The organism is Methylocystis iwaonis (assembly GCF_027925385.1).
Taxonomy (GTDB): Bacteria; Pseudomonadota; Alphaproteobacteria; order Rhizobiales; family Beijerinckiaceae; genus Methylocystis; species Methylocystis iwaonis.
Window position 1 is genome coordinate 3,695,047 of record NZ_AP027142.1, and the last position, 25,793, is coordinate 3,720,839.

Here is a 25,793-nt window from a genome sequence, read left to right on the forward strand (position 1 = left end):
GTTGGAAGCGGTTCGGGTCTTGCCGAGTTATTCGACGATGCCGAGGATGTCGCTTTCCTTCATGATCAACAGGTCGTCGCCGTCGATCTTGACCTCGGTGCCGGACCACTTGCCGAACAGAACGCGGTCGCCAGCCTTCACGTCGAGGGGAACGAGCTTGCCGCTCTCGTCGCGGGCGCCGGGGCCAACCGAAATCACCTTGCCCTCCTGGGGCTTTTCCTTGGCGGAGTCGGGAATAATGATGCCGCCTTTGGTCTTCTCTTCGCCTTCGATGCGCTTGACCACGATGCGGTCGTGCAGGGGACGGAACGCCATTGCAATGTCTTCCTTTTCTGCGCGTCGGGCAGGAAATTCCGCCCGTCGCAAGCCATAAGCGAAATTATTGGCACTCTCTTACGACGAGTGCCAACGCGCGATGAGATAGGTTGCGGCCGCGCGGATGTCAAGATTTTTGCGGCGCCGCAACCGGGCAGTCGGCTAGCCGCGACGCCGCAGGGAAGATATGAAGAAGCCAAGCCGCCGAGCGGCGTTCCCGCAATCCGCAGAGTCGCCACACAGAGTCGCCGTGCCGCCCTTCCTCACGCCGCCCCGCATTCTCGGCCTCCTCGCCGCCCTCGCGGCGGCGCTCGCCGATCAGGCCCATAAATATTGGATGCTCGACGTCTTCGGCATCGGCGCGCGGCAGCCGATCACGCTGACGCCCTTTCTCGACGTCGTGCTCTCGTGGAACTACGGCGTCTCCTATTCGCTCTTTCAGGCGCATGAGGGCGTCGGACGCGCGCTGCTTCTCGCCGGGCAAAGTGTCATCGTCGCCGGCCTTATCTGGTGGCTCTGGCGCGCCCAAAGCCGGCTGTTGACGCTCGCGATCGGCCTCGTCGTCGGCGGGGCGCTGGGCAACGCCGCCGATCGCCTCGCGCGCGGCGCGGTCGCGGATTTCTTCTATTTCCATACGACGCTCCCGGTGGGGCCCCTCGCCAATTACGTCTTCAACGTCGCCGACGTCGCTATTACGGCGGGAGTCGCGATGCTGCTTTTTGAAACCCTTTTCTCGGAGTCGCCGCCTGCGGAAGGCGCGGCCTAGCGCGCTTTCCGCTCGCGAGCGATGAGAAAGCGCGCAGATTCAAAAACGCTCTGGGAAGGTCCGAGCGCGCGCCGAAACGCCCCAGTTGCGCCGCCGCCACTAAATCGCCAATAAGTGGGACGCAATCTGCGCCTTTGAGGCGTATTCACGCGGCTGGCGGGGGCGTTTCACGCGCGCCGGCGTTCTGGGCAAGGAGTTGGAATGATGAAGCTCGCACGATCCCGGGGTCGCGCCCTCCTCGCGCTCGCCGGTCTCGCAGCCGCCTATGGCGCGCCCGCCCAGGCAGCGGACGATAAATCGACCATCAGCGCGGTCATGGAGCTTGTCGGCGTTTCCTCGGACCCCAACGCGTCGAAGATCGACTACAACGAGCGCCCCAAACTGGTTCTGCCGCCGCGCATCGGCGACTTGCCGGCTCCGCAGGAGAAGACGAACCGCCCGGATGGCTGGCCGACCGATGTTGCGGCCGCGCGCCGCCGCAACACCGACCGCTACGCAAAGATCCCGAACGCCCCGCCGGAGGAGAAGAAGCCAGGCCTCTTGGACCGAATTCGTGGTCCCAAGCCGGATTACGCGCCTGGCACGGATGATGAGCCCGGCTTCCTGCAGATGGCGCTCAGCGCACGCTCGCGATCGTCCGGGCCGATGACGGAGGAGCCAGCGCGCCGCATGCTGACTGAGCCGCCCACGGGCTATCGCCGCCCCACGATGGACCTCGCCCGGGTTCGCGACTCGGACGGCGGGAAAAGCTCCTCCTGGTGGAATCCCTTGAGCTATTTGGGGGGCGACAGGAACGAGAGCGATCCCGTGGCCCAGACCGCAGGCACGGCGCCTACACAGAAACCGACGGCCAGCAGCGGCGGGCTCTCCGGCATGATGCCGAGTTTCCTCAGAGGCTCCGACAACTAAATTTTCTGGGGCCTATATTGGAAAGCAGATTTTCCGCTTCCAGAAAGGCCGACTCCCGCAAGGAGCCGGCCAAGGATTGAGTTCCGGCCAGGGTCTTTTGGGCCTATATAGGAGATAATGTTCTCCAGCTTCGGGCGGCCACACGCCGCCAGAAAGGCCCTTCGATGTCGTCTTCCTCTGCGTCGCCGACCGTATCGCTCACCCCGGGCGCGGCCGGCGACTCGGCGCATGCCGGCGCCAATATTTCGCATTTCAAGCTCGATAATGGTCTCGAAGTCGTCGTCATTCCGGATGTGCGCACGCCCGTCGTGACGCATATGGTCTGGTACAAGAACGGCTCGGCCGACGATCCACTCGGCAAATCCGGCATCGCCCATTTTCTCGAACATTTGATGTTCAAGGGCACCAAGAGCCATCCGCAGGGCGAATTCTCCAATCTCGTCGCCGAGCTCGGCGGCCAGGAGAACGCCTTCACCAGCTACGATTACACCGCTTATTTCCAGCGTATCGGCAAGGAGCATCTCGGCGCGCTGATGGGGTTCGAGGCCGACCGCATGTCCAATCTCGTCCTGACCGACGAGGTGGTGACGCCCGAGCGCGACGTGGTGCTGGAAGAGCGCCGTATGCGCACCGACAACGACCCGTCTTCCCAGCTCGACGAGGCCGTGCAGGCGGCGCTCTACGCCCACCACCCCTATGGCACGCCGATCATCGGCTGGAACCATGAGATCGAGAGCCTGAACCGCGAGGATGCGCTCGCCTATTACACGCGCTTCTACACGCCCGAGAACGCCATCCTCATCGTCGCGGGCGACATAGATGCGGAGGAGGTCGGGCGGCTCGCCAGGGAAACCTACGGGAAAATTCCGGCGCGCGCCGAGCCGCCGCGCCGCAACCGCACCAAGGAGCCGCCGCATCGCGCGCATCGGCTCGTGTCGCTCTCCGACGAGAAGGTCGAGCAGCCCGCGCATGAGCGCGTTTTCCTCGTGCCCTCCTACACGACCGCCGCGCCCGGCGAGGCCGAGGCGATCGAGACGCTCGCCCATATGCTCGGCGGCGGCGCCACCAGCGCGCTCTACGAAACGCTCGTCGTCGACGAAAAATATGCCGTCGGCGCCGGCGCCTATTATCTCGGCTCCGCCGTCGACGACTCGCGGCTGTGGGTCTACGCCACCCCGGCGCCGGGCGTTTCGCTCGAGGACCTCGACGAGGCGATCGACCGTGTGATCAAGCGCTTCACCGAAAAGCCGATCGACGAAGCGCATCTGCGGCGCGCCAAGACGCGGCTCGTCGCCGACGCCATTTATGCGCAGGACAGCCAGGCCTCGCTCGCCCGCTGGTATGGCGAAGCGCTGGCCACGGGGCTGACCATCGAGGACGTCGCGGCCTGGCCTGAGCGGATGGAGGCGGTCACCGCCGCCGACGTCACCGCGGCAGCGAAGAAATGGCTCGACAAGCGCCGCGCCGTCACGGGCTTCCTGCTGCCGGCGGAAGAAGACGAAGTCGCCTGAGCCCGAAGCCGCCTGAGCCCATTGAGGCCGGCGCCCGGCGCCGACCGTTCTCTTTCTCTTAGGATTCCGCATGACCGCCCACGCACCCGCCGTCTCCATGGCCTCGCGCGCCGAGCATGTGCAGCGCATCGTCACGCCCGGCGGCGTCACCGCCTGGCTCGTCGAAAGCTACGCCGTGCCGCTCGTCGCTCTGGAATTCTCGTTGCGCGGCGGCGCCGCCCAGGACCCTGCCGACAAGCCGGGCCTCGCGACATTGCTCGCCGGGCTCCTCGACGAAGGCGCGGGGCCCTATGACGCGCGCGGCTTCCACCGCGCCGTGGACGAGCTCGCCATTCACTTGGGCTTCGGCGCCGACCGGGACTCGATCTCGGGGCATCTGCAGACGCTCGCAAAGAACACCGACAAGGCCTTCGCGCTTTTGAAACTGGCGCTCGTCGACGCGCATCTCGCCGAGGCCGACGTCGCGCGCGTGCGCAGCCAGCTCGTCGCCGAATTGAAGCGCGACGCCAATGAGCCGGACTCCATGGCGGCCAAAGCCTTCCGCGAAGCGGCTTTCCCGGAGCATCCCTATGGCCGCCCGGCGCGCGGCGAGCTTTCCTCGATCGAGAGCCTGTCGCGGCCGGATTTGCTTGCCCTGCAGCAAAGGCTGTTCGCCAAAAAGGACCTCAAGATCGCGGTCGTCGGCGCCATCGACGCCCAGACCCTCTCGGAGCATCTGGACGCGACCTTCGGCGCCCTGGCGACGGAAAACGATCTCGCGGACGTCGCGCCGATCACGCTCGCCGGCGTGGGCTCGCGCCAAATCGTGACGCTCGACATCCCCCAAACCACGATCCGCTTCGGCCGACCGGGCGTCACCAAGCGCGATCCCGACTATTTCGCCACCGTGGTCGCGAACCACATTCTCGGCGGCGGCTCGTTCACCGCGCGGCTGTTCCGCGAAGTGCGCGAGAAGCGTGGCATGGCCTATAGCGTCTATTCACAGCTCAACGAATATGACCGGTGCCCGATGCTGATCGGCGCCGCCGCCACCAAGAACGAGCGCGCCGGCGAGGCTTTACGGATCATCGAAGAGGAAGTGCGCCGCTTCGCGGAAGAAGGCCCGACCGAGGACGAGCTCGACAAGGCGAAGAAATACCTCATCGGCTCCTATGCGCTGCGCTTCGACACCTCGACGAAGATCGCCAGCCAGCTCGTGCATCTGCAGATGGACGGCTTCGAGCCGAGCTATCTCGACGAGCGCAACGGCAAGATCGCGGCTGTCGGCATGGAGGAATGCAAGCGCGCGGCGAAGAAGCTCTTCGGCGACGGCGGGCTGCTGGTGGCGATGGTGGGGCGGCCGGAGGGGGTGTAAGGGCGCGCCTTCACAAGCATCGACCTAAGGCGTTATACCGTTTCCGTTTGAATAGCTCGGATTGGGGCTTGTCATTCCCGACGGGCCGAAGGCCCGATCGGGAATCCAGAGCCACAAAAGCGCTGGTTTGGCTCTGGATTCCCGATCGCTCGCTGCGCGAGCGTCGGGAATGACACCGAACCAATCAAGCGGATCTCGTATGACACGCACCGGAATAAAGGCGGCGTCTGCGTCAGATGTAACGAGTATCCGCGCCACTATCCACGTAGCGCGGTAAGACGCGCTGCGTTCCGCGCCCTATGCTCATCAAGAGTCAGAACGTCGCCACGGGCGACCGCCGCGCGGGCCTCGTCGACCAAAGGCTTCGCCCACGCCATGTCGTCTTCATAGACTGTCGCCAACTCGGCAATGCGCTGGTCGATGAGCAGGCGGGCGGCCTCCTCGACCGACGCGAACTCGCCGGTCGCGACATGCGCCTCGATCGATGCTTCCTGATCGCGTGTGAGCGTGATGGACATGGGCTCTTATATCACAAAAAGCCGCTATTTGGAGCTAGCCAAAGGAGCCCGCGACGCGCGCGGGCATGGCCCGCCCCCTTACTTCACATCCTGCGGCAACAACGCCAGCAAATCCGCCATCTTCGGCGCGGCGGACGGATTCATCATGCCCACCACATGATAACCGGCGTCGACATGCAGGATTTCGCCCGAGACGCCGCGCGACATCGGCGACAGCAGATAAACCGCGCTCTCGCCCACTTCCTCGATCGTCACGACGCGGCGCAGCGGCGAGTTATATTCGTTCCAGCGCAAAATATAGCGGAAATCGCCGATGCCGGAGGCCGCCATGGTCTTGATCGGGCCGGCGGAGATGGCGTTGACGCGGATGTTCTTGGCGCCGAGATCGGCCGCGAGATAGCGCACCGACGCCTCCAACCCCGCCTTGGCGACGCCCATCACATTGTAATGCGGCATCCATTTCTCGGCGCCGTAATAAGAGAGCGTCAGCAGCGAGCCGCCTTCCGGCATCAACTTTTCGGCGCGCTGGGCGATGGCCGTGAAGCTGTAGCAGGAGATGTTCATCGACATCAGGAAATTGTCGAGGGTGGTGTCGACGTAGCGGCCGTCGAGCTGGTCCTTGTCGGAATAGGCGAGGCAGTGGACGACGAAATCGACCTTGCCCCAGAGCTTCTCGACCTCGGCGAAGATTTCGTCGATCGTCTCCGGCTGAGCGACGTCGCAGCGCCCGACGACATGGGCGCCAAGCTCGGCGGCGAGCGGGCGCACGCGCTTCTCCAACGCTTCCACCTGATAGGTCAGCGCGAGCTCGGCGCCGGCCTGCGCGCAGGCCTTGGCGATGCCCCAGGCGATCGAGCGATTATTGGCGACGCCCAGGATAAGGCCTTTCTTTCCGGCGAGAATTCCAGCGAAAGGGGCGGGCGCGGCTTGGTCGGTCATCGGGGGCGTCCATTTCAGGTGCAATAGGTCGAAGCGCCCTTTAGCGTGGATTTTCCACAAAGGAAACCCTGACCGCAGCAACCGTTCCGTCCGCAAAAATGCTATAATGCGCCCATAGCCATTTGTGGCGCGTTGACCTATCATCCCATAGGAAACGCCACTAATGGCGCTGGTCAAGCCTAACAGGGCCACGGATGGGGAAGAAAGCCGAGATCCTGGAGCGGCTGGGAGGCATAGCGCCTGCCCTGCGCCGATATTCGCGGGCGCTTTGCGCCGGCGCCGGCCATACGCTTTCCGACGAACTCGTGCAAAGCGCATTGCAGAGCGTCGGCGCCCGTATCCGCGCCAGGGAGCTGCGCCCCGCCGATCTCCAGGAGGCGCGGCTCGAAGCCTATGCGGCGCTCACCGCTTCGGCCGGCAAGCGTCTGACGGACGCCTCACGCCCGACCCCGCGCCATCCGCCGATCGTCCACGGCCTCGCAGAGCTTTCCCTCGATGATCGCGCGGCCCTGCTCCTCGTCTCTCTCGAAGGGATGGGGTACGACGCCGCTGCGCGCGTTCTCGGCATAAGGCGGGAAGCGCTGCTCGCCCAGCTCATGCGCGCCCGGGCGAAGCTTGGCGTCGTGGGCCTGCCGCCGGCAGACGCCGAGAGCGGCGCGCGCCGCGCCGCCTCGCATCTGCGCATCGTGAAATAGGCGCCGCTTGCCCGCTTCCAGCATCATTGGCGAGGCCGACCTCCACGCTTTGGTCGACGGCGAGCTCGACGCCGAGCGCCGCCGCAAGGTCGAGGACCACCTCCTCGCGCACCCGGGGGACGCCGCCCTCGTCGAGGGGTGGCGACGCCAAAACGCGGCGCTGCGCGCGGCCTTCGAGCCGGCGGCGCTGGAGATGTTGCCGCTGTCGCTCAAAGACGCCGCGACCCGCACGCATGCGCCTCAGCAAGGACCAATCGAGACCGGCGCCATCCATTGGGGGCGGCCGGGCGCCTCGCGCCCCTCCCAGCGGCTCGACGAAATCCGCGCCAGCCGCCGGCGGCAGGCGGCGCTCTCTACTGTTTTGACCCTGCTCGCCGGCGCGGCGGTGGCCGGCCTCGCCGCGCTCGTCTTCGCCGGCCGAAACGAAGCGCCGCGTCCGCCGGTTTCGGCAGTTCTCACCCAAAGCTACGCCGGTCGCGCCAGCCTGACCTATGCGACCTATGCCTCCGACGCCCGCCCGGTCGAGATCGAGGTTTCCCGGAAAGGCGAGCTTGTCGCCTGGCTGGCGGAGCGCGTCGGCTTCTCCCGGCCGCCCAATCTCGCCGGGCTCGGCCTGCGCCTCATCGGCGGGCGCGTCTTGCCGGGCGTCGCCGCGCCCGCGGGCCTGCTGATCTATGAGCGCGCCAACGGCGCCCGCCTCGGGCTTTATTTCGAGCGCGCCGAGGCGGCGGGCGCGCCGCTCGCGCCCCGCGCGGCGCAGGGGGTCACGGCGATCGAATGGCGCGCCGGCGGCTTCGCCTTCGTCCTTGTCGGGCCGCTCGCCCAGGAGGAGATGCAGGCCGCCGCGGAGAGCGCCGCCACCGCCATCGCCGCCGCGCCGGACGAAAAGCGCTAGCCTGGCGCGTGGCGCCCTAGAGTCCGCCTCGGATTAATGCTAGGTGCAGCCGCGATTCATCTCCCATGATCGCTCGGGCGCCTCTATGCGCGCAAAGCGGAATTCTCTAAAACCGGAGCTAGAAGTATGCGTCTCGACGCCATTCCGATCGGCGCGAACCCCCCGCATGAAGTCAATGTCGTGGTCGAAGTGCCGCTCGGCGGCGAGCCGATCAAATATGAGCTGGACAAGGCGTCGGGCACGCTCTTCGTCGATCGCTTCCTCTACACGGCCATGCGCTATCCGGGGAACTACGGCTTCATTCCGCATACGCTCTCCGACGACGGCGACCCCTGTGACGTGCTCGTCGCCAATACGCGCCCCGTGGCGCCCGGCGCGGTTATTTCCGTGCGTCCGATCGGCGTGTTGCGCATGACCGACGAAGCCGGCGGCGACGAGAAGATCGTCGCAGTGCCGTCGCCGCGCCTCACCCAGCGTTACGTGGACGTGCATAACTACACCGACCTCCAGGAGATGACCTGGCGGCGCATCGAGCATTTCTTCGTGCACTACAAGGATCTCGAGCCCGGCAAATGGGCCAAGGTCGCCGGCTGGGGAGACGCCGCGGAGGCCCGCGCGTTGATCAGCGCGGGGATCGAGCGCGCGAAGGCGGAAAAGAAGTAATACGCGTCATTGCGAGCGAAGCGAAGCAATCCAGAGCAGCGGTCGCGACTCTGGATTGCTTCGTCGCTTCGCTCCTCGCAAATGACGGGAGATGATTTTGCCAACGCCTCCGCGCTCAGCGCCGCTTTTACGAAGCATTACCCGGCGCGATTGATAAGCGGCGGCGTGCGCGAGATGACGCCTTTCTTGAAGCAGGCAGGCCGGTCCTTCCAGGCGACGATGCCATTCTCGCTTTCGGCGTAATGCGCCGCAGAATCGATGGCCTCGTCGACGCTGCTCGCCGGATCGAGATCGCCGATCACATAAGTCCACTTGGTTGCGCTGGCGAGAGCGATTGTCGCCGGTCTCTTGCAGACCGCGAGACAGTCGACCGGCTCCACGCGGAAATCAAGCGCGCGCTCCGCCAGCCGGGACCGCAAGGCGTCGATAAAAGCCGCGCCCGGACGGCGCTCGGGATCGTTGCTGTCACGGCAAGACGTGCAGACGAAAATTGTGACCTCGCTGTTGTTCGACACGTCGCTTCTCCCGTTCTCGGCGGGAGAAGTTTTCATAGCGAAATCCGCAAAGGTCAAGAACTAGCGCGAAACGACACGCGCGCATTTTTCAAAAGAAAGCCGAGACAGAAGAAACAGCTAGTCGCATAGTTCGGCAAGGCGCGAGACGCTTTCGACCAACACGTCGCGCGTCTCCGTGCGCACGCCATGTTCGCGCAATTTGGCGAAGGCGCGCGACAGCGTTTCCTGTTTCACGCCCAGCCGTGCGGCGATCAGCCTTTTGTCATAGGGCAAGCGAAAGCGGCACTGTTCTTCGCCCGGCGGGCAGAGCGCGAGAATGAAGCTTGCGAGCCGCTGATCCGCGTTCTGCGCCTTGAGCGCTTCGATCTCCGTGACGAGCGCGGCGATCTTGTCCTTGGCGTCCTGAACGACCGCCGCACAAAGAGACGGCGATTCTTTCATCAGCCGCGAGAAGCGCGCTGCGGGGAATTTGAGAACCGAGGTCGGACCGATGGCCTCCGCCGAGACGCGGTAGGTTTCATTCGCGCCCGAAGGCGGTTCGCCGACCGTCTCGCCGTCCGAACAGATTCCGACAAGCGTCTCGTCGCCCGAGGATGCGATGCGCAATACTTTGACGTAACCGTGCAGGACGATCACGACAGCGTTCACGAGATCGCCTTGGCGGAAGATCGCGGCGCCCTCGTCGAAGGTTTCAACCTTGGCCTCGAGCGCTAGACGCGAGAGCGTCTCGCTGTCGACGGAGGCGAAAAGCCGCAAATCGCGAAGCGTCGGCGGCTCGGAAAGCGTCGCGCGGGAACTGCGCCGGTTCACGCGGCCTTTGCGGGTTTGAGCAATTTCGAGCGCAATATCTCCATGCATTGTCACGCGGACGTCTCCCCTCGTTAAAAACCAGTCCCGGCGGTTTTGTCGAAGATTGCTCCGGAGCCGCCAGCTCAAATGCAATGGGGCCGATCAGATCAAGCAAAAGCAGGCTAGCGCGATTCAGAGCCGAGCGCACGGGACAAACCGTCGCACAGCCGTAAAAAAATACAATGGCAATGCAGCATTACTCGGAAGGAGCGTCGCGCTCCAAAAGGAAAATCGCTTGTTCGCCCATCAGATTCCAAACCCACCAAGGCGCATTGACGCGAATCGGCGCGCCCGCGTGATCGAGCGCAAAGCCGCGTTCGATATGGGCGCCGAGATTGTCAACAAGCTCCACGAAGTCGCGGATTGTACACAAATGAATGTTCGGCGTGTCGTGCCAGCTATAGGATAAATTGCCGGTCACCGGCATGCGGCCGCGAAAGGCAAGCTGGACGCGCACGCGCCAATAGCCGAAATTGGGGAAAGAGACGATGGCGCGACGGCCGATGCGCAGCATATTGCCGAGCGCCTCGCGCGGATGGCGCGTCGCCTGCAATGTCTGCGACAGAATCACATAGTCGAAGCCGTCATTGGGATAATCCGCAAGATCCGTGTCCGCGTCGCCCTGGATGACCGACAATCCCTTGGCGACGCATTCGTTCACGCCGCGCTGCGAAAGTTCCACGCCGCGCCCGTCGACATTCTTCGCCCGCGCCAGAAGCTGCAAAAGCGCGCCGTCGCCACAGCCGACGTCGAGCACGCGGGCGCCCGGCTCCACCATGTCGGCGATGAGCAGATGATCGAGGCGAGGATGTTGAGTAAGGGTCATGGCCGCGCCTTCAGTCCGCGCGCGACGGCGGCCGATTCGAGGAAGCCGCGCGTCGTCGCGATGAACATCGGCTCGTGCAGCAAAAAGGCGTCATGGCCTTTATCCGATTCGATCTCGACGAAGGAAACCGAAGCGCCGCCCGCGTTCAGCGCGTGAACGACCGCGCGCGAATCGGAGGTCGGATAAAGCCAGTCGGAGGTGAAAGAGACGACGCAGAAACGCGTCTTAGTGTCCTTGAAGGCTTTCGCCAGAGAGCCGCCGTAGTCGGCCGCGAGATCGAAATAATCGCAGGCGCGCGTCACGAAAAGATAGGAATTGGCGTCGAAGCGCTCGACGAAGGCGACGCCCTGATAGCGCAGATAGCTTTCGACCTGAAAATCGGCGTCGAAAGAGAATGTCGGCGCGGAGCGGTCCTGCAGCTTGCGGCCGAATTTGCGCTGCAGCGCGGCTTCCGAAAGATAGGTGATATGCGCCGACATGCGCGCCACGGCGAGACCCTTTTCGGGTCGCACGCCCTGCTCGAGATAGCGGCCGGCCCGCCAATCCGGGTCGGCCATCACCGCCTGGCGGCCGACCTCGTTGAAGCCGATGTTTTGCGCCGAATGTTTCGCCGCCGTCGCGATCGGCATGGCGGAAAAAACGCGATCGGGATAGCTCGCCGCCCATTGCAGCACCTGCATGCCGCCCATCGAGCCGCCCGCCACGCAGAACAGCGTCTCGATGCCGAGATGATCGATCAGCATCGCCTGGGCGCGCACCATGTCGCGGATGGTGACGACGGGAAAATCGAGGCCATAAGGCTTGCCGGTCGACGAATTCGTCGAGGAAGGCCCCGTCGTGCCCATGCAGCCGCCGACGACATTGGAGCAAATGATGAAATATCGCTCCGTGTCGAAGGGCTTGCCGGGACCGACCAAGGCGTCCCACCAGCCGGGCTTGCCGGTTACGGGATGAACGCCCGCGGCATATTGGTCACCGGTGAGCGCGTGGCAGAGCAGGATGGCGTTGCTGCGGTCGGCGTTCAATTCGCCATAGGTCTCGTAACCGATAGCGAGCGGCGCAATGCTGCGGCCGCCGTCGGTGACGAGCGCGTGATCCATTGGGAAAACGACGCTTTTGCCGTGCGGCTTGCCATTCGCCCCATTTGCGCAGGGGGCCAGGATCGGCGGGGCGCCGTCGTCGTCCTTCGCCTGCTGAGATTGAGTCAAAACGATCCCCACGTTCGATATGCCGAACGAATTGTTCGGCACCATCGAGGCGCGGGCCGGGACTGTCAAGGCCCGAAATATGAGCGCTTGCTACTGGCTCGCTATCTCGCCCCCGTTTCCGCCGCCGGCGGGCGCATCAGCTCGAGAGCCGCGCCGAGCTGCGCGAGATCCTGCGGGCGCGACAGGCGGTGGTCGCCGTCGGCGACGAAGGTCAGCGTCACCGGATCGGCCGAGAGATGTTCGACGAGGGTCATCGCGTGACGCCAGGGCACGTCTGGGTCCGCCATGCCTTGCAAAATATGCACGGGCGCGTAGGCGCGAATGATGCCGCCGAGCAGGAGATGGTTGCGTCCATCTTCGATCAGCCGGCGTGTGATCGGCGTGGGGTCGGGCGCATATTCGGAGAGGCGGCGCCACGCCCCCTTCTCCATGATGTCGCGGCGCGCCGCCTCGTCGAGATTGGCCCAGATGAGCGCTTCCGTGAAATCGACGGCGGGGGCAATCAGGATCACGCCGGCAAGGCGGCCCTCCTCGCCTCTTTCAGCGAGACGACGCGCCAGAAGCAGCGCGAGCCATCCGCCCATGGAGCTGCCGACCACGATCTGGGGCCCTTGCGTCGATTGCAGGAAGACCGCGGCGGTCTGCTCCAGCCAATCGCCGATGCAGCCGTCCTCGAAGCGTCCGCCCGATTCGCCGTGGCCCGAATAATCGAATCGCAGAAAGGCGCGCCCCCTCTCGCACGCCCATGCGTCGAGATAGCTCGCCTTGGTGGAGGCCATATCGGACGCAAAGCCCCCGAGCCAGACGATTCCCGGCGCGGCGATCCCCGCGTGGGTCGGTTTTCGCAGCCGCCTTGCGATGCGCCAGGGCGGGCCGCCGGCGGGATTCGCCACATCGAGGAAGTCGGTTTGCGTCGGGGTCGGGATCAAGCTCATCTCTTCTTTTCGTCGATGCGGCGACGCGCGTTCTCGCTCCGCGCTTGTTTTGCCGCCATTTGCTCATAGTTGGTAAATAATCCCGTAAGAGAATGCGGCCTCACGAAGTTGGAACTGGTCGCCCGCCCCCTGATGCCGCAAACGCTCGCCCCTCCCAAAGCCCCCGCCGCCGACCAATCGCTGGTCGGGAGAACGGTGCTGCAGATTGTCCCCGACCTTCAATCGGGCGGCGCGGAGCGCGCCACGATCGATATGGCGGAAGCGCTCGCTCTCGCCGGGGGACGCTGTCTCGTCGCCTCGCGCGGCGGCCGCATGGTCAGCGAGCTGCAATCCAAGGGCGGAATCTGGATTCCCTTCCCGGCGGCGACGAAGAACCCATTCGCCATGGCGCTCAACTCCGTGCAGCTCGCCCGCATTCTCCGCGACGAGGGCGTCGACATCGTCCACGCGCGTTCGCGGGCCCCCGCCTGGGTCGCTTATTACGCCACGCGCCAGACCGGCGCCAAATTCGTTACGACATACCATAGCGCCTACTATGGAACCTCGCCGATCAAGCTGCGCTACAACGCGGTCATGGCGACAGGCGACACGGTCATCGCCATTTCCGAATTCGCGGCGCAGCGTATTCGCCAATTGCATCCGGACGCCAGCGAACGTGTCGTAGTCATTCCGCGCGGCGCCGACCTGCGCGTCTTTTCGCCGGACGCCGTATCGCCCTCACGCGTTCAGAGGCTGCGCGCGCAATGGAATGTGGCGGCGCATGAGCGCGTCGTGCTGCTGCCCGCGCGGCTGGCCGCGCGCAAAGGCCATGCAGTGATGATCGAGGCGGCCAAGCGCCTTGCAGCGAGCGATATGAGCGACATTCGCATTCTCTTCGTCGGCGATCCCCACAGTGAGAATTTCCGCCAGGCGATCGAAACGCAGATCCAGCGGGCCGGGGTTTCGGATCTGGTCCGCAACGCCGGCCATTGCGACGACATGCCCGCGGCCTATCTCGCCGCCGCCGCCGTCGTCGCGCCCTCCATCGAGCCCGAAGCCTTCGGCCGCGTCGCTATCGAAGCCCAGGCGATGGGCGCGCCGGTTATCGTTTCCGACATCGGCGCCTCTCCCGAGATCGTGCAAGCGCCGCCGCAGACGCCGCGCCATCAGGCGACGGGCTGGCGCGTGCCGCCGGGCGATCCCGTCGCCCTCGCGCGCGCGATCGGCGAAGCGCTGTCTTTGACGGCTTCGGCGCGCGACGAACTGATGCTGCGCGCCCGCGACAATGTGCAGAGCCGATTCTCGATCGAACAGATGCAGCGCGCGACTCTCGATGTCTATCGGCGCCTGCTCCAGCAATAGGAGCCGCTCAGGATCACGCCGAAGCGTGCGACGGACCGTCCAGTCCACGTCTCATTGCGGTCGAAGATTTGCCCATTTGAAGAGAGACGCTTCCCTCATCGCCACGAGTAAGGAGCGATCGACATGAAGCGTATCCCAGTCTTCGATCTCTTCACGCGTCTTGTGCCCGCAGCCGCCGCCTTGGCGCTTCTCGCCGCGCCGGCGGGAGCGGTCGCCCCCCATGATCCCAACGATCCGCACGGCGTCTGGCTGCGCCCGGAAGGGGGAGAGCAATTCAGCTTCTACGACTGCGGCGCGCAACTGTGCGCCAAGCTCATTTCCGTCGAGAAGGCCGAGGATCAGAAATCCATCGGCACGGTGATCTTGCGCGGCGCCACCAAGAGCGGGCCCAACGAATGGAAGGGCAAGCTTTATAATGCGCAGGACGGCAAGATCTACGATGGCTCGATCACCATCAAATCGGCAAATGAGTTGCGGCTGAAAGGTTGTCTCTGGGGCATTCTCTGCAGCGGCGAAACCTGGACCCGCGTCAGCGCTGCGCCCGCGACCAAGCCGCAGGCCGCGCTCGAGCCGCGCGCGAAGGAAGCAAGGGCCGCCAGCGCGGAATAATCGGCCAAGACGGGCGGCGCCGGTTCGCGGGTTAGATTCCGAGGCGGCCTCGTGCTTCGAGACGCGAGCTGCGCTCGCTCCTCAGGATGAGGCCTAAATGTCTTGCTTGCGCCGATGCAGAAGCCCCTCATGCTGAGGAGCCTGCGCAGCAGGCGTCTCGAAGCACGAGGGGCGTCATCGCCGTTTGTATGCACTCTTGCGCCGCCTTTTTGAAAGGCGGCGTTTTTTTGTGCACTCCAACAGCATAGTTTCTGCTTCATTCGTCTCGCAAAACGCGCCATCGCCTTTACATTCGCTTCATCGAATCATCGGGCGTCGGGAGGCTGCGTGGGCGAGAATCCGTTACATCTCGAATCCTACCGCGAGGCGCTCGTCTTTCTCACCACCGCGGGCGTGGTCGTCCCTTTGTTCCATCGGCTGCGAGTCAGCCCGGTGCTGGGCTTCCTCCTTGCCGGCGCGGCGCTCGGGCCGCATGGGCTCGGCAGCCTCGCCGAGCGCTATGGATGGCTCGGCTATTTCACCATCGCCGATGTCGAGGGCGTCGGGCGGCTCGCCGAATTCGGGCTCGTCTTCCTGCTCTTCATGATCGGGCTGGAGCTTTCCTGGGAGCGCCTCGTGCGCTTGCGGCGGCTCGTTTTCGGCCTGGGGCTTGCCCAGGTCGCCGTTTGCACGACGATACTGGCGCTTGTCGGGCGCTATTGGTTCGGCGTCGACGCCGCGCCCTCGATCCTGATGGGCGTCGCCCTCGCCATGTCCTCGACGGCGGTGGTGATGCCCGTGCTCTCCGAAGGACGACGCATCAACAAATCGCCGGGGCGCGTCGCTTTCTCGGTGCTGCTGCTGCAGGATTTGATGGTGGCGCCGGCGTTGTTCTTCGTCACCGTCCTGGCCGAAGCCAAAAATGGCTTCAACGCGCTTCAAGCCGTCTACACTCTCCTGCCCGCCTTCGTCGCGCTTGCCGGCCTCATCATTTTCGGCCGGCTGTTGCTGCGGCCGCTGTTCCGTCTCGTCGCCGCGGCGCAATTGGCGGAGCTTTTCGTCGCCGCCTGTCTGCTGGTGATCGTGGGCGAAGCGCTGGTGACCGCTGCGGCCGGCCTCTCCATGGGCCTTGGCGCCTTCGTCGCCGGCCTGCTGCTCGCGGAGACGGAGTTCCGCCGCGAGATCGAGGTGACGATCGAGCCGTTCAAAGGCTTGCTGCTCGGCCTTTTCTTCGTCTCCGTGGGCGCGGGGCTCGACATTGGCGCGGTCGTCGCCGACCCCGCGCCGACGATCATCCATACGCTGGGGCTCATTGCGGTGAAGGCGGCGATCATCTTCTCGCTCGCGCTCTTGTTCCGCATCGACTGGCGAACGTCGGCCGAAGCCGCCTTTTTGCTCGCCCCTGGCGGCGAATTCGCCTTCGCGCTTCTCACCTCGGCCATGCTCGCCGGCGTCCTGCCCGGCCATAACGGCGCCGAGACCATGGTCGTGGTGACGCTGAGCATCTTCTTCATTCCCTTCCTGGGGCGCCTCGGCGCACGGCTCTCGCAGTCCGCCGAGCGTGCGAGCGACGAGACGAAATTCGCGCATCTCGAGCCGGAAAACGCCGTCGCCGAAGGCCGCGTCCTGATCGTGGGCTATGGGCGCGTCGGCAGCCTGGTCGGCGACATGCTGTCGCGCCACAATGTGCCTTTCGTCGCGGTGGAAAATCTCGTCTCCATCGTCACCGACGCGCGCGCGAAGGGCGTCGAGATTTATTGGGGCAACGCCGCGCGCAAGGACTTCCTGATGCGCTGCGGCCTGGAGCAGGCGCGCGCCCTCGTCGTGACCATCGAGAACGCAGCGGCGGTCGAGGAGATCGTGCGTATCGCCGGCGAGATCAGGACCGATCTGATCATCGTCGCCCGCGCCCGCGACGCCCGCCACGCCACGACGCTCTATGCGCTCGGCGCCAGCGACGCCATCCCCGAGACGATCGAGGCGAGCCTGCAGCTTGCGGAGACGGTGCTCGTCGATGTCGGCGTGCCCATGGGCTATGTGATCGCCTCCATCCATGAAAAGCGCGACGAATACCGCAAGATCCTCCAGCCCACCGGCGAAGAAGCGCGCGCCCGTCAGACGGAAAGACGCAATAAGATAAAACGCGAGCAGGCGCGGCGCCGTATCTCCGGCCGACCGGCGAAAGAGGCGGAGGAGGAGGCGTAGGGCGGCCCCAAGCCGCCGTTCTTCCTGATAATTTTCCTATTTGCGGCGCGCAGAGACAAGGATATATTCCTATTAGAAGAACCATCCTTTCCCCAACCCGGTCGCGCCATGACGGATATTCTCTCCCACGCCCAGATCTGGGCGGCCATAGACGCGCTCGGCGAGCGCTACGGGCTCACGCCCTCCGGCCTCGCGCGCAAGGCGGGGCTCGATCCGACGACCTTCAACCGCTCCAAGCGCGAGACGGCTACGGGGCGCCAGCGCTGGCCCTCGACCGAATCGATCGCCAAGGTTCTGCAGGCGACGGGCGCGAGCCTCGACGACTTCATGGCGCTGGTCTCCGCGAGCGGCGAAGCGCGGCGCTACACCCGCCCGCTGATCGGCATGGCGCAGGCCGGCGCGGGCGGCTTTTTCGACGACTCAGGGTTCGCCGTGGGCGCCGGCTGGGACGAGATCGACATTCTCGCCGAGGCCGATGAGCACTCTTATGCGCTGGAGATTGCCGGCGACTCGATGGCGCCGCTCTATCGCGAGGGCGATATCGTCATCGTCTCGCCTGCAGCGCCGATTCGCCGCGGCGATCGCGTGGTGGTGAAGACGGCCGCCGGCGAGATCATGGCCAAGGAACTCAAACGCCAGACGGCGCGCTCGATCGAACTGCGTTCGATCAATCCGGCCTATCCCGACCGCGTCGTGCCGCGCGAGGACGTGAGCTGGATGGCGCGGATTTTATGGGCGAGCCAATAAGGCGCAAGGAAAGAGCTGTGCTATAGAGCGATTTCCTTTCCAAGGAGGTGGGCCCGAACATGCGTCATTCCCTCGTCGCCTCGATCTTTGCTCTTTTGTCGGTCGGCGCCGGCGCCGCTCATGCCGAGGGCGCCTTGCGCGATCAGGCAAAGGGCCTGTTCGAGCCGATTCCCAAGACCGCGCCGGCGTTCCCCAACAATCCGGCGACGCCGGAAAAGCTCGCGCTCGGCAAGATGCTTTACTTCGAGACGCGCCTGTCCGAGCACCGGGACATGGCCTGCGCCACCTGCCACAACCTCAGCATGAGCGGCGTCGATACGATCGCCAGCAGCCAGCTCGCGGGGCGCGACGTGCAGACGGTGCTCAACGCCGTCTTCAACAAATCCCTATATTGGGACGGCCGCGCGGCTGATCTGCAGGACCAGGTCGTCAATTCGGTCATGGCCAATCCCAAGGCCGTGCTGAAGACGCGCGGCGGGCCCATGGCGATCAATCCGGTCGAGCTCGCCGCCACCAAGCAGCATGAAATCGATCAGCTCAAGACCGTGCCCGCCTATGTCGAGGCGTTCAAGACGGCCTTCCCCGGCGAAGCCGACCCCTTGGTCTACAACAATATCGGCAAAGCGATCGCGGTCTTCGAAGCGACGCTGATCACCCCCGATTCGGCCTTCGATCGCTGGCTGACCGGAGACGACGCGGCGCTCGACGACACGCAAAAGGCCGGCCTCGAGCTCTTCATCAACAAGGGCTGCGCCGCTTGCCACAATGGCGTGAACATCGGCGGGGCGAGCTACGCCAAATTCGGCGTCGTCGCGAATCCCGGCCCCGAATATCTGCCGCCCGAGGACGCCGGCCGCTACGCAGTGACCAAGAACAACGCGGACCGTTACGTGTTCAAGGTTGCGTCGTTGCGCAACGTCGAAATGACCCCGCCCTATTTCCACACAGGCTCGACCTTCGATCTGAGGAAAGCGGTGGCGGTGATGGCGGAGGCGCAGCTCGGCGCGAAGCTCTCCGACGACGAGACGACGAAAATCGTGGCTTTCCTAAAGACGCTGACGGGGAAGCAGCCCGACATCGTTCTCCCGGTCCTGCCGCCGCGCGACCGCTGATACTATTTCCGTTTGAACAGCGCGCATTGGGGAATGTCATTCCCGGCGGGCTGAAAGCCCGACCGGGAATCCAGAGCCACAAAAGCGCTGGTTCTGCTCTGGATTCCCGATCGCTCGCTTCGCGAGCGTCGGGAATGACAGCGGGCCCAACCAACAGCGGCGGGCGCTATACTCAAAAAACAAGCGCCGCTCGCATGAGTCCATGCGAGCGGCGCTGCTGCTTTCGGAGGCTGATCAGTGAGCCTTTTTCAGCTTCAGCAGCTTGAATGGCGGCGGCGGCGTCACCGGCATATATTGCAGATTGAGATTGCCAATGCCGGCCGAGAGATTCAGCCCCGTATCGGCGGAAACGGAAATCGGTTGCAAGGAAATGGAATTGCTGGAGCCGCCGACCAGCACGGCGCCGCCGACCCCGGCGCCGACCGCCACTGATCCCTGCGCGCCCGCGTAATCGCCGGCCAAAGCGCCCGGACCGACCTTATTGGTCGCCGTCACAACTTCCCATATCATTTCACCAGGGCCGCTGATCCCTATATTCGCGCCCACGTTGGTGAGCCGGCCGATATAGTGCTGCGGCGGCGCAGATTGGCCTTTATAGACGCAGTCGGCCACCTGGTTTTCTACCAGGATCATGCCGACCCCGCCCGAGAGATGACATTGCAGCGTGCCGACAGTCGCCGTCTGCGCGAGCGCAGTGACCGGGGCGAGCGCCAGGCCCAAAAAGGCCAGGCCGGCGAGCGACAGTTTCTTGGACAAAATCATTGGCGCCTCATTCAGGAAGAATCGGAGCGAGATTAGGAGAGACCAGCTCAGGCTGGGCCCGGAAAGCTAACACGGCCGAGACGTCGTTCAACCTCGCTCTTCGCAATCGCGGTAAGGACAACGTAAACGATCTCGATCCTCGGCGCGCGTCAACGCGACGTTAACTCAGTCCGAACCCTTCTCCCGCGCGGCGCGCGAACCGATTGCCCACGCGATTGTCGTTGTCTTCCGCTTATGCTCGGATATGCGGGGTGACCGAGCTCGGTCACTCCTTCGCGTCGCAGTTTTCCTCAACGCTATTCCCGGAGCGTCTCATGAAGCTACGTTATTTCCTTCTCGCTTCCTGCGCCCTCGCCGCCCAGGCGGCGATCGCCGACACGAAAAAGCCGGTCGCTAAATGGACCTGCGAGGAGTTTCTCGCTGTCCAGGACGATTTCCAGCCCAAGGTCGTCTATTGGGCGACGGCCAAGGCCAAAAGCGGCAAGCCCGACTCCGTCGTCGACATCGAAGGCACGGAAAAAGTCGTGCCGATGATTATCGACGACTGCAAGAAAGCGCCGAGCGAGTCGTTCGTGACCAAGCTTCGGAACGCATGGCGCGCCGTGGAAGCGGACGCGAAAAAACTGAAGGACAAACTGTAACGGGCCTGCATTCAGCCGCGGCGAGAAAGCATGTCGCCGTCATTGCGAGCGAAGCGAAGCAATCCAGAGCCGCGGTCGCCGCCCTGGACTGCTTCGTCGCTTACGCTCCTCGCATGACGGCCGCGGCTACGCCGGGGGAGCGGCGTGTTCACGCAGACTCGAGAACTATCCGCCGAACAGCCGCCGCAAGAAGCCCTTGGGCTTCTCGGGCCGGGGCGGCGGCGCGATAGTGACCGTCGGCGGCGCCGCGGCTGCGGCGGTCATGCCGACGGCGACGCGGGTCTGCTCCTCCTCACGCGCCACATCGGCGCGCGCCAGAAGCGACGCGAGCGCCGGCGCCGAGGCCGCGGAGATCCAACGGCCGGCGCGGCGGGCGGCGAGATATTCCGAAAGCGCCGAGGCGCTCTCGACGTCCCGCGATTTCTCGAAATGGACGATGGCGCTTTCGACCGCCGCCAAATCCACAAGGCGCCGGGCGGCGACAGAAGCGGCGCGCCGGACAACCGAGTCTACAGACAAGCCGATACGCGCAGCGCGCAAAAACGGCATATCCTCTTCCCGGATCAAAACGCCGAGCGCGGCGACTTGCGACGAGGCGTCTAGGCCAGGGGGCGTCATTCCCTCGGCGCCGCAAGCAGCGGCGTAGCGCGCGGCGAGCGACGCGCCGCCACGTGGGTCCGCGACAACGCGCGCGCCCTGCGCCAGCGCTCCGCCGCGCATGAGCGCCGTCGCCAGCGCCGGATCGACGCCATAGGCGCCATAAGCGCCCATCTCTTGCAGCGCGGCCCGCGCCGGCGGCGGCGATTGCGTCGCGAGCGTCACGAAGCTCGCCAATTGTAGAGGCTCGAACACGTCCCACAGACCGGCCGCAGAGAAGCGCGTGGAAAAGCCCGCGCGCGTCAGCGCCTCGTTGAAACCGGCGACAAGCTTCTCCCGCCGGCTCTTCAATCCGGCCGCGCGCTCGGCGAAGGCGCGGGCGGCGGCGCTCGTATTGGTGCGGGTGACGGAATGGGCGGCGCGGCGCGTCAGCTCTTCGATGAGCGGATCATCCTCGTTGAGGCGCCGGGGAACGAGTCCATCGGCCTCGAAACGAAAGAGCCGCGCAACGAGCGGACCGCCGGGATCGACCGGCGCGATGGCGAGATCGCCCTGCCGCGCGGCCGGCGCCACAAGCCCCAGATCGTCGCCGCGCGCCGCCCCGTAGAAATCGATCTCGATCGTCTCTCCGGCGCCCGCGCCGTTTTTCTCGAGGCTGCGCCGCACGGCGACGCCGTCGGCCTCCGGCGAATCGGGATCGAGCAGAAGGTTGAGGAGGTTCGCGACGACGATGGCGTCACGGGCCTCCACCGCGTCGGGCGATTCGCCCGCGTCGCCCGTCGCCTCACGAATGTCGTCGAAGGTCAGCGGGTCGATGACCGGCTCGCCAGCCTGCTTTTGCTCATGCATCCAGCCACGCAGGCGGCGGCGTTGGTTGAGGACGAGCGCGACGCTGGCGCCGCCGAGCGTCGCCGCGCTCTCCTCCAGAGAATCGGGAATGCGCAGGCGCAGCATGGCGCGCGGCGCGCCATTTTCGTGCAGCCAGTGCTGCATGATGGCGAAGGGCGCCTCGCGGGTGTCGGCGGAAGCCTCGACGTCGAGCCCGCGCGCCTCCAGCAGCAGCCGGCTCTGATAGGCAGGAAAAATGCGCCGCGCCGGCGCAAGCCGCGCGACGAGGGCGCCGCCCGCGCTCTGCTCGAAGGCGCGGCGCTGCCCGAAGGCCCAGACAAGGCGCGGCCCGGCCGTCGTGGCCTGCTCCCGCGCGAGCCGCTCAATATCGCCGCGCGCCGGAAACGCAACGAGCCGGAAGGCGGCCGCATCTGGGCCGCCGCCCTCGGGCAAGAGGGTCATCAACAGGCGATAATCGCCCTCTGGAGGCTGGTCGCGCTCCGAGCCCAGAAACAGCGTCAGCTCCTCACCGTCGGCGGCGAGCAGGCGCACGAAACGATGTTCGAGCGAAATGTCGGCAATCACGACTCCGGCGCGCCAACGCGCCGTGTCGATCACATCGACGAGCGTGGGCTCGCTCTCGAAACCGGGGTCGCGCGCCGAAACGACGGTCAGCGCGGGGCGCGCCCCGAGCGGCGCGCGTTCGGCGCCGTCGAAGCACCCAATGACGAGCCGTCGCCGGCCGTCCCAGAAATAGTCCAACTGCTCACGCCACATTCGCCACAGCGCCCGGTTGAAAGCCCCAAGAAAAGCATGACGCCGCGGGCCATGCGCGGAAAAGGCGGCCAAAGAATAGCCGCGCTGCCCCTCGCCGCGCAAATGCGATCAAAAATGTCGCGCGCCCGCGTCTTGACGCAGTGCGGGAGGAAGCACATCTTTGTGGTCGTAACCTCTTTCGCGGGAGAGACCGGCTCGCGCCGGCGCCGAAGGCGAAACCGCCCCGGAAACGCTCAGGCAAAAGGACCGCGGAGAGGACAGACTCTGGAAAGCGGCGCGGCGCTCGAAAAGCGCTTCGCCCACCGAAGGGCGTAACTCGCTTGCCTATCGGCAAGCGGGGAAATCTCTCAGGTCACCGGACAGAGGGGGCGCGTCGCGAGCCTGATTCCGCCCGCTGCGCAAACGCCCGAAGCCGGAGAGTCTCTTGTGACCGCTCAGCCCAACCACGATGGCGCCCCGCTGGCGCATTTGCCGCTCGACGCCTTGCATCGCAGCCTGGGGGCGCGCATGGCGCCCTTTGCCGGCTATGACATGCCCCTGCAATATGCCTCGGGCATTGTCTCCGAGACGCTGCACACGCGCCAGAAGGCGGGAGTGTTCGACGTGTCGCATATGGGCCAGGCGATCCTTGCCGGCGCGGGCGCTGCGCGCGCGCTCGAAAGCCTTACGCCGGGCGATCTCGTCGGGCTCGCGCCCGGGCGCATGCGCTACACGCAGCTTTTGAACGAAAAAGGCGGCGTTTCCGACGATTTGATGGTGACGCGCCTGCCGGGCGTCGAGGAGCGGCTGCTCATTGTCGTCAACGCGTCACGGAAGGCGGATGATTTCGCGCTCATTCGCGAGCGCCTGCCGCAATTCGACTTCATCCCGTTGAACCGCGCGCTGATCGCCCTGCAAGGGCCGCGCGCGGCGGCCGTCCTCGGCGCCCTCCTCCCCGGCGCCGAGGACCTTCCTTTCATGAGCTGGCGCGCTTTCGAAGAGAGCGTGTCGAGCTTCTTCGTTTCGCGCTCCGGCTATACGGGCGAAGACGGTTTCGAGATTTCCATGCGCGCCGACCGCGCCGAGCTTTTCGTGAAGGCGCTTCTGGACAATGACGGCGTGGCGCCGGCGGGGCTGGGGGCGCGCGACGCGCTGCGGTTGGAGGCCGGATTGCCGCTCTATGGGCATGATCTCGACGAGACCACCGACCCAGTGGAAGCCGGCCTTTCCTGGTCGATCGGCAAAAGACGGCGCGCGGAAGGCGGCTTCCCCGGCTTCGAGCGCATCGACGCTGCTTTGCGCAATGGACCGCCGCGCCTGCGGGTCGGACTCCTGCCGCAGACCAAAGCGCCGGTGCGCGAGGGCGCCATCCTCGTTTCACAAAGCGGCGAAGTCGCCGGCCATGTCACCTCCGGCGGATTTTCGCCGACGCTGCAGCGGCCGATCGCCATGGGCTATGTCGCGCGCGAATATGCCGCGCCCGGCGTTTCGCTCGCCACGGAATTGCGCGGCAACCGCATCGGCGTCGATGTGGCGCCCCTGCCTTTCGTGGCGCATCGCTACTTCAAAGCCTGATGGGATGGGATGACCATGCTGCGTTTCACGAGGGACCATGAATATCTTCGGCTCGATGGCGACGTCGCGACCATCGGCATCTCCGACTATGCGCAGGCGCAGCTCGGCGACATTGTTTTCGTCGATCTGCCCAAGATCGGAAAGAAAGTCACCAAGGGCTCGGAGCTTGCCGTCGTCGAAAGCGTGAAAGCCGCGAGCGAAGTCTATGCGCCGGTTACGGGCGAAGTCGTCGAAGTCAACGCGGAACTCGGCGAAAAGCCCGCGCTCGTCAACGACGATCCGCTCGCCGGCGGCTGGCTCGTCAAGCTGCGCCTGGAGAATGCCGGCGAAGTTGAAACGCTGATGGACGAAGGCGCCTACGCCGGTTTCGTGAAGACCTTGTAGCGCCGGAAGGAACAAGAGATGCGCTATCTCCCGCTGTCAGACGCCGACCGGAAGGCCATGCTGGCGACGATCGGCGTAGATAGAATAGAAGACCTTTACGCGGACGCGCCGGCCTCGGCGCTGTTGAAAGAACCGCTCGATCTGCCGCGCCATAAATCGGAGTTGGAAGTCGAGCGCATCTTCTCGCAGCTTTCCGCACGCAACACGCCTGCGGGGCGCGTTCCTTTCTTTATTGGCGCCGGCGCCTATCGGCATCATGTGCCGGCGAGCGTCGATCATCTGATCCAGCGCTCGGAGTTTCTGACAAGCTACACGCCCTATCAGCCGGAGATTTCGCAGGGCACGCTGCAAACGCTCTTCGAGTTCCAGACCCAGGTCGCGCTCCTCACGGGCATGGATGTCGCCAACGCCTCCATGTATGACGGTTCGACGGCGACGGCGGAAGCCGTGCTGATGGCGCACCGGCTGACGAAGCGCCGCAAGGCGCTGCTCTCGGGCGGGCTGCATCCGCATTACGCCGAGGTCGTGCAAACGATCTCGCGCCTTGCCGAAGACGAAACGCTCGCCATGGCGCCCGACGTCTCGGGCGCAGAAGACATCATCGCGAAAATCGACGATACGATCTCCTGCGTCGTCGTGCAGACGCCTGACTTCTTCGGCAATTTACGCGATCTCACAAAGATCGCGGATGCTTGCCATCGCCACGGCGCTCTGCTCGTTGCGGTCTTCACCGAAGCCGTTTCGCTCGGCCTTTTAACGGCGCCGGGCGCCATGGGCGCCGATATCGTCGTCGGCGAAGGCCAATCGATCGGCAATGCGCTGAATTTCGGCGGCCCCTATGTCGGGCTCTTCGCCACACGGCACGATTATGTGCGGCAGATGCCGGGGCGTCTGGCGGGCGAAAGCGTCGACGCCGACGGGCGGCGCTCTTTCGTGCTCACGCTCTCGACGCGCGAGCAGCATATCCGCCGCGACAAGGCGACGTCGAACATCTGCACCAATTCGGGCCTCTGCGCGCTCGCCTTCACCATTCATCTGACGCTGCTCGGCGAAGCAGGGCTCACGCGTCTCGCGAAGCTCAACCACGCCAACGCCGTCGCGCTTGCGGAAATGCTGGAGCGCGTTCCAAACGTCGACGTGCTCAACAGGAACTTCTTCAACGAATTCACGCTGCGCGTGAAGGGTGACGCCGCCGCGCTCGTTGAGCGAATGGCGGCAAAGGGCGTGCTCGCAGGCGTCCCCGTCTCGCGGCTTCTGCCCAAGGCCGGCCTCGACGATCTGCTGCTCGTCGCCAGCTCCGAAACCAATACGCCGGAAGATCGCGCGGCCTTTGTCGCCGCTTTGGAAGGGTCTCTTTGA

Annotated in this window: 26 protein-coding genes and 1 riboswitch; of the genes, 16 read left to right on the plus strand and 10 right to left on the minus strand. The window is 65.1% G+C overall.

The features are described 5' to 3' along the window. Positions 1 to 27: 27 nt before the first annotated feature. Complete coding sequence (gene groES, locus QMG84_RS17615) at positions 28 to 315, minus strand: co-chaperone GroES (protein WP_202071137.1); 288 nt, start codon at positions 313 to 315, stop codon at positions 28 to 30. 187 nt (positions 316 to 502) lie between these two features. Here groES and lspA point away from each other — a divergent pair, with 187 nt between their 5' ends. From lspA to QMG84_RS17635, 4 genes are all read left to right on the plus strand, one after another. Further along, a complete protein-coding gene (gene lspA / locus QMG84_RS17620) occupies positions 503 to 1,081 on the plus strand; it encodes a signal peptidase II (RefSeq protein WP_281929504.1) in 579 nt (192 codons plus the stop codon). Between the two features lie 201 nt (positions 1,082 to 1,282). Beyond that, positions 1,283 to 1,990 carry a hypothetical protein gene (locus QMG84_RS17625; protein ID WP_281929506.1) on the plus strand — a complete coding sequence of 236 codons (708 nt, stop codon included), beginning with the start codon at positions 1,283 to 1,285 and terminating at the stop codon, positions 1,988 to 1,990. A gap of 164 nt (positions 1,991 to 2,154) precedes the next feature. Further along, complete coding sequence (locus tag QMG84_RS17630; RefSeq protein ID WP_281929508.1) at positions 2,155 to 3,501, plus strand: M16 family metallopeptidase; 1,347 nt, start codon at positions 2,155 to 2,157, stop codon at positions 3,499 to 3,501. Positions 3,502 to 3,571: 70 nt separating this feature from the next. Continuing rightward, positions 3,572 to 4,855 carry a M16 family metallopeptidase gene (locus QMG84_RS17635; RefSeq protein ID WP_202071134.1) on the plus strand — a complete coding sequence of 428 codons (1,284 nt, stop codon included), beginning with the start codon at positions 3,572 to 3,574 and terminating at the stop codon, positions 4,853 to 4,855. 257 nt (positions 4,856 to 5,112) lie between these two features. Here QMG84_RS17635 and QMG84_RS17640 read toward each other — a convergent pair whose 3' ends face one another. Next, positions 5,113 to 5,373, minus strand: a complete 261-nt coding sequence (locus QMG84_RS17640) for a hypothetical protein (protein WP_281929510.1) — start codon at positions 5,371 to 5,373, stop codon at positions 5,113 to 5,115. Positions 5,374 to 5,451: 78 nt separating this feature from the next. Continuing rightward, positions 5,452 to 6,312, minus strand: a complete 861-nt coding sequence (gene fabI / locus QMG84_RS17645; protein ID WP_202071132.1) for an enoyl-ACP reductase FabI — start codon at positions 6,310 to 6,312, stop codon at positions 5,452 to 5,454. A 194-nt stretch (positions 6,313 to 6,506) separates the two neighbouring features. Between fabI and QMG84_RS17650 the strand changes: the two genes are divergently transcribed. The 3 genes from QMG84_RS17650 (at position 6,507) to ppa (ending at position 8,565) form a co-directional block, all read left to right on the plus strand. After that, positions 6,507 to 7,007, plus strand: coding sequence for a sigma factor-like helix-turn-helix DNA-binding protein (locus QMG84_RS17650; RefSeq protein ID WP_281929513.1), 501 nt, complete (start codon positions 6,507 to 6,509; stop codon positions 7,005 to 7,007). Positions 7,008 to 7,014: 7 nt separating this feature from the next. Then, the gene (locus QMG84_RS17655) at positions 7,015 to 7,902 is read left to right on the plus strand and encodes an anti-sigma factor family protein (RefSeq protein ID WP_281929514.1); all 888 of its coding nucleotides are present in this window, start codon (positions 7,015 to 7,017) and stop codon (positions 7,900 to 7,902) included. 126 nt (positions 7,903 to 8,028) lie between these two features. Beyond that, on the plus strand, positions 8,029 to 8,565 hold the full coding sequence (gene ppa / locus QMG84_RS17660) for an inorganic diphosphatase (protein WP_165054910.1): 537 nt from the start codon (positions 8,029 to 8,031) through the stop codon (positions 8,563 to 8,565). Positions 8,566 to 8,702: 137 nt separating this feature from the next. Here the strand turns inward: ppa and QMG84_RS17665 are convergent, their stop codons facing one another. The 5 genes from QMG84_RS17665 to QMG84_RS17685 all read right to left on the minus strand — a co-directional run bounded on the left by QMG84_RS17665 (position 8,703) and on the right by QMG84_RS17685 (position 12,898). Then, entirely contained in the window at positions 8,703 to 9,116 is a 414-nt protein-coding gene (locus tag QMG84_RS17665) for a DUF1636 family protein (RefSeq protein WP_202071129.1), read from the minus strand. Between the two features lie 81 nt (positions 9,117 to 9,197). Then, positions 9,198 to 9,938, minus strand: a complete 741-nt coding sequence (locus QMG84_RS17670) for a Crp/Fnr family transcriptional regulator (protein ID WP_202071519.1) — start codon at positions 9,936 to 9,938, stop codon at positions 9,198 to 9,200. Between the two features lie 187 nt (positions 9,939 to 10,125). After that, positions 10,126 to 10,755 (minus strand): methionine biosynthesis protein MetW, encoded by a 630-nt coding sequence (gene metW, locus QMG84_RS17675; protein ID WP_202071128.1) that lies wholly within the window; start codon positions 10,753 to 10,755, stop codon positions 10,126 to 10,128. Next, complete coding sequence (metX, locus tag QMG84_RS17680; RefSeq protein ID WP_246744712.1) at positions 10,752 to 11,855, minus strand: homoserine O-acetyltransferase MetX; 1,104 nt, start codon at positions 11,853 to 11,855, stop codon at positions 10,752 to 10,754. Before metX ends, metW begins: the two co-directional genes overlap by 4 nt. A gap of 209 nt (positions 11,856 to 12,064) precedes the next feature. Next, positions 12,065 to 12,898 carry an alpha/beta hydrolase gene (locus QMG84_RS17685; protein WP_434085964.1) on the minus strand — a complete coding sequence of 278 codons (834 nt, stop codon included), beginning with the start codon at positions 12,896 to 12,898 and terminating at the stop codon, positions 12,065 to 12,067. Positions 12,899 to 13,030: 132 nt separating this feature from the next. On the opposite strand from QMG84_RS17685, the gene QMG84_RS17690 reads away from it, so the two are divergent. The 5 genes from QMG84_RS17690 (at position 13,031) to QMG84_RS17710 (ending at position 18,891) form a co-directional block, all read left to right on the plus strand. Beyond that, the gene (locus QMG84_RS17690) at positions 13,031 to 14,239 is read left to right on the plus strand and encodes a glycosyltransferase family 4 protein (RefSeq protein ID WP_281932063.1); all 1,209 of its coding nucleotides are present in this window, start codon (positions 13,031 to 13,033) and stop codon (positions 14,237 to 14,239) included. 123 nt (positions 14,240 to 14,362) lie between these two features. Continuing rightward, positions 14,363 to 14,848, plus strand: coding sequence for a DUF2147 domain-containing protein (locus QMG84_RS17695; protein WP_281929517.1), 486 nt, complete (start codon positions 14,363 to 14,365; stop codon positions 14,846 to 14,848). 327 nt (positions 14,849 to 15,175) lie between these two features. After that, a complete protein-coding gene (locus QMG84_RS17700; RefSeq protein ID WP_281929520.1) occupies positions 15,176 to 17,032 on the plus strand; it encodes a cation:proton antiporter domain-containing protein in 1,857 nt (618 codons plus the stop codon). A gap of 108 nt (positions 17,033 to 17,140) precedes the next feature. Continuing rightward, complete coding sequence (locus tag QMG84_RS17705) at positions 17,141 to 17,779, plus strand: S24 family peptidase (RefSeq protein WP_281929521.1); 639 nt, start codon at positions 17,141 to 17,143, stop codon at positions 17,777 to 17,779. A gap of 59 nt (positions 17,780 to 17,838) precedes the next feature. Then, positions 17,839 to 18,891 carry a cytochrome-c peroxidase gene (locus QMG84_RS17710; RefSeq protein WP_281929523.1) on the plus strand — a complete coding sequence of 351 codons (1,053 nt, stop codon included), beginning with the start codon at positions 17,839 to 17,841 and terminating at the stop codon, positions 18,889 to 18,891. Positions 18,892 to 19,125: 234 nt separating this feature from the next. Here QMG84_RS17710 and QMG84_RS17715 read toward each other — a convergent pair whose 3' ends face one another. Continuing rightward, positions 19,126 to 19,653, minus strand: coding sequence for a DUF992 domain-containing protein (locus QMG84_RS17715; protein WP_281929525.1), 528 nt, complete (start codon positions 19,651 to 19,653; stop codon positions 19,126 to 19,128). 314 nt (positions 19,654 to 19,967) lie between these two features. Here QMG84_RS17715 and hdeA point away from each other — a divergent pair, with 314 nt between their 5' ends. Then, the gene (gene hdeA, locus QMG84_RS17720) at positions 19,968 to 20,294 is read left to right on the plus strand and encodes an acid-activated periplasmic chaperone HdeA (RefSeq protein WP_281929527.1); all 327 of its coding nucleotides are present in this window, start codon (positions 19,968 to 19,970) and stop codon (positions 20,292 to 20,294) included. 165 nt (positions 20,295 to 20,459) lie between these two features. On the opposite strand, the gene QMG84_RS17725 is transcribed toward hdeA, so the two are convergent. Further along, positions 20,460 to 22,496 (minus strand): hypothetical protein, encoded by a 2,037-nt coding sequence (locus QMG84_RS17725; RefSeq protein WP_281929528.1) that lies wholly within the window; start codon positions 22,494 to 22,496, stop codon positions 20,460 to 20,462. A gap of 171 nt (positions 22,497 to 22,667) precedes the next feature. Further along, a riboswitch (glycine riboswitch) is annotated at positions 22,668 to 22,755 on the plus strand. A gap of 167 nt (positions 22,756 to 22,922) precedes the next feature. Here QMG84_RS17725 and gcvT point away from each other — a divergent pair. The 3 genes from gcvT to gcvPA are packed head-to-tail and all read left to right on the plus strand — an operon-like array spanning position 22,923 to position 25,793. Beyond that, positions 22,923 to 24,050: a glycine cleavage system aminomethyltransferase GcvT gene (gcvT, locus tag QMG84_RS17730; protein WP_281929530.1), complete on the plus strand. Its 1,128-nt coding sequence runs from the start codon at positions 22,923 to 22,925 to the stop codon at positions 24,048 to 24,050. Positions 24,051 to 24,059: 9 nt separating this feature from the next. Beyond that, on the plus strand, positions 24,060 to 24,434 hold the full coding sequence (gcvH, locus tag QMG84_RS17735; protein WP_281929531.1) for a glycine cleavage system protein GcvH: 375 nt from the start codon (positions 24,060 to 24,062) through the stop codon (positions 24,432 to 24,434). A gap of 18 nt (positions 24,435 to 24,452) precedes the next feature. Continuing rightward, positions 24,453 to 25,793 (plus strand): aminomethyl-transferring glycine dehydrogenase subunit GcvPA, encoded by a 1,341-nt coding sequence (gene gcvPA / locus QMG84_RS17740; protein WP_281929533.1) that lies wholly within the window; start codon positions 24,453 to 24,455, stop codon positions 25,791 to 25,793.